Below are 2684 nucleotides of genomic sequence, written 5' to 3'. Positions count from 1 at the left end.
GTTACGCAATATTTATTGGGTTGATCATACTCTAGCACCTCCCCCAACTTCCTAAACTCCACCCCCTTAGGCGCTAGAGTTTGGAGTAAGCGCTCTATTTTATGCATTTTGCCCCCTTAAGCTTCTAGCTCTTTAATAATCAGATCAAGGCTGTTTCGTAAAGCGCTTTGTTTTCCACAGATTTGAGAAATCTCACCATTGAGCGCTTTAATGTCAATGGCTTCTTTAGTGTCTTCTTGCTCCACATAGCGGTTTACGGATAGATTGTAATCGTTTTCTTTGATTTGATCAATATTGGCTAGGGCAGAAAAATGCTTGATTATTTTCCTTTCAATATAGGTTTGCAAAATCTTTTCTCGGTTGTGTTCTTTGAGCTTGTTTTTCTTGCCTTCTTTGACAAATTCCTTACTCGCATCAATAAAAAGCGTCGTGTCGTCTTGTTTGTTTTTCTTAAGCACTAAAATACAGGTAGCGATACTCGTTCCAAAAAAGAGGTTGTTTGGTAAAGCGATCACGCAGTCAATGACATTCTCTTTGACTAAATACTCTCTGATTTTTGCTTCAGCGTATCCCCTATAAAGCACCCCGGGAAATTCCACGATCGCAGCCGTGCCGCTATTGGATAAATAAGAAAGCATGTGCATGGTGAAAGCGAGATCGGCGCACTTTTTGGGCGCTAGCACACCGGCCTTGCTAAAACGCTCATCATTGATTAAAATAGGGTTTTTATCGCCCGCCCATTCAATGGAATAAGGAGGGTTGGAAACGATCGCATCAAAAGGCTCATCGTCTTTGTGTTTGTGGTCTAAAAGCGTGTCCCCTAGTGCTATGTGGAATTTAGAGTAATTGATGTCATGCAAAAACATGTTGATTCGGCAAAGGTTGTAAGTGGTCAGGTTGATTTCTTGCCCGAAATACCCTTTTGAAACATTTTTATCGCCTAACACTTTAGAAAATTGTAAGAGTAACGATCCGCTCCCGCAGCACGGATCATAAACTTTATTGACGCTTTCTTGGTTGTGCAGGGTGATTTTAGCGAGCAGTTCGCTCACTTCTTGGGGGGTGAAAAATTCCCCTCCGCTTTTGCCGGCATTGCTCGCATACATGGTCATTAAATATTCATAAGCGTCGCCAAAAACATCAATCCCGCTTTTTTGGTAATCGCCTAATTGCATGCCCCCTATGGCTTGAAGGATTTTAGTCAGTTTTTCAACCCTAGTTTTATGAGAGCTCCCTAATTTATTGCTATTGACATCTAAATCCGCAAACAAGCCTTTGACATTTTCTTCGGATTTAAACCCCAAGCTGGATTTTTCTATTTCGTTAAAAATATTTTGTAAGGTTACATTGAGATCTTCGTTTTTAGGCGCGTTTTTTAGAACATTACAAAATAAAGCACTTGGCGGGATGAAAAAGCCTTTTTCTTCAATCAGGCCTTCTTTTGCGCCTTCAGCTTCCTCATCGCTTAATAAAGCGTAATCAAAATTCGGATCGCGCTTTCGCTCTTCTTTATTGATGTAATGAGTCATGTTTTCTGAAATGTAGCGGTAAAAAAGAATGCCTAAAACATATTGCTTAAAATCCCAACCATCCACTGAACCTCTCAATTCATTAGCCACTTTCCAAATGGTGTTGTGCAATTCGTTGCGCTCTAATGACGCTTGGTTATTGTTTGTCGTTTGGTTGTTTTCCATGATAATAAGCCCCTTTTTTGTGTTTTGATTGGCGGTTTTGTTTGGCGTTGTCAGCCTTTAAAGGTTTCATTATAGCAAAGAATATTATTTTTTTATTCCTTGCGTTTGCTCTGTATTTGTGGGGTAAATAAGCTATAATCCCATTTTTCAAAAGACATTTTTAAAAGGGGTTTGAATGGTATTTGACAGAACAATCAGCGTAAGAGAAAAAAAAGCGGCTAAAACGCTTGGGATTGTGGGGATCGTCTTTTTTATTTTGTTTGGCATCGTGATAAGCGGGGTGGCTTTTCAAAAAGAGTGGGTGCAACAATTGGATTTATTTTTTATAGACTTGATCCGCAACCCTGCCCCCATTCAAGGGAGCGCGTGGCTTTCTTTCGTGTTTTTTAGCACATGGTTTGCGCAAAGCAAGCTCACCACTCCTATAGCCTTACTCATTGGCTTGTGGTTTGGGTTTCAAAAACGCATCGCTTTGGGGGTGTGGTTTTTCTTTAGCATCTTATTAGGTGAATTCACCTTAAAATCCCTTAAACTTTTAGTGGCGCGCCCACGGCCTGTAACCAATGGCGAATTGGTTTTTGCGCATGGCTTTAGCTTCCCTAGCGGGCATGCTTTAGCTTCAGCGCTTTTTTACGGCTCTTTGGCGTTGTTGCTATGCTATTCTAACGCCAACAATCGCATTAAAACGATTGGTGCTATTATTTTACTTTTTTGGATTGTTTTAATGTCGTATGACAGGGTTTATTTAGGGGTGCATTACCCTAGCGATGTTTTAGGAGGGTTTTTATTAGGGATTGCTTGGTCGTGCTGCTCTTTAGCGCTTTATTTGGGGTTTTTGAAACGCCCTTATAATCAATAAAGGCTTTATTTAACCAAACACTGACAACTAAAATTTTTAGAATTCTATTTTTTGATAAAACTCATTCTCTTAAGGGGATAGGGGGTATTTTGCGATAATACCCCCTTAACCCCCTTAAGAAACCCCCTAAC

General features: G+C 40.2%; 2 protein-coding genes and 1 pseudogene. 1 reads left to right on the top strand and 2 read right to left on the bottom strand.

What is annotated here, in order from left to right:
• A pseudogene (locus FIM66_RS08360) lies at positions 1-107 on the bottom strand (restriction endonuclease subunit S); the annotation flags it as partial.
• 9 nt (positions 108-116) lie between these two features.
• Complete coding sequence (locus FIM66_RS07945) at positions 117-1694, bottom strand: type I restriction-modification system subunit M (protein ID WP_140600361.1); 1578 nt, start codon at positions 1692-1694, stop codon at positions 117-119.
• A gap of 175 nt (positions 1695-1869) precedes the next feature.
• Between FIM66_RS07945 and FIM66_RS07935 the strand changes: the two genes are divergently transcribed.
• Positions 1870-2553 carry a phosphatase PAP2 family protein gene (locus tag FIM66_RS07935; RefSeq protein WP_050841921.1) on the top strand — a complete coding sequence of 228 codons (684 nt, stop codon included), beginning with the start codon at positions 1870-1872 and terminating at the stop codon, positions 2551-2553.
• Positions 2554-2684: the final 131 nt, after the last annotated feature.

Origin of the sequence: Helicobacter pylori (assembly GCF_006439795.1) — a bacterium.
GTDB classification, from domain to species: Bacteria; Campylobacterota; Campylobacteria; order Campylobacterales; family Helicobacteraceae; genus Helicobacter; species Helicobacter pylori_CR.
The sequence above is the reverse complement of the archived record's forward strand: the minus strand, read 5'-3'. Positions and strand labels throughout refer to the sequence as shown.

What these genes read in the sequence shown, in the direction of transcription:
- FIM66_RS07945 (WP_140600361.1), bottom strand. Translation starts at nt 1,694, where the DNA reads ATGGAAAACAACCAAACGACAAACAATAACCAAGCGTCATTAGAGCGC.
- FIM66_RS07935 (WP_050841921.1), top strand. Translation starts at nt 1,870, where the DNA reads ATGGTATTTGACAGAACAATCAGCGTAAGAGAAAAAAAAGCGGCTAAA.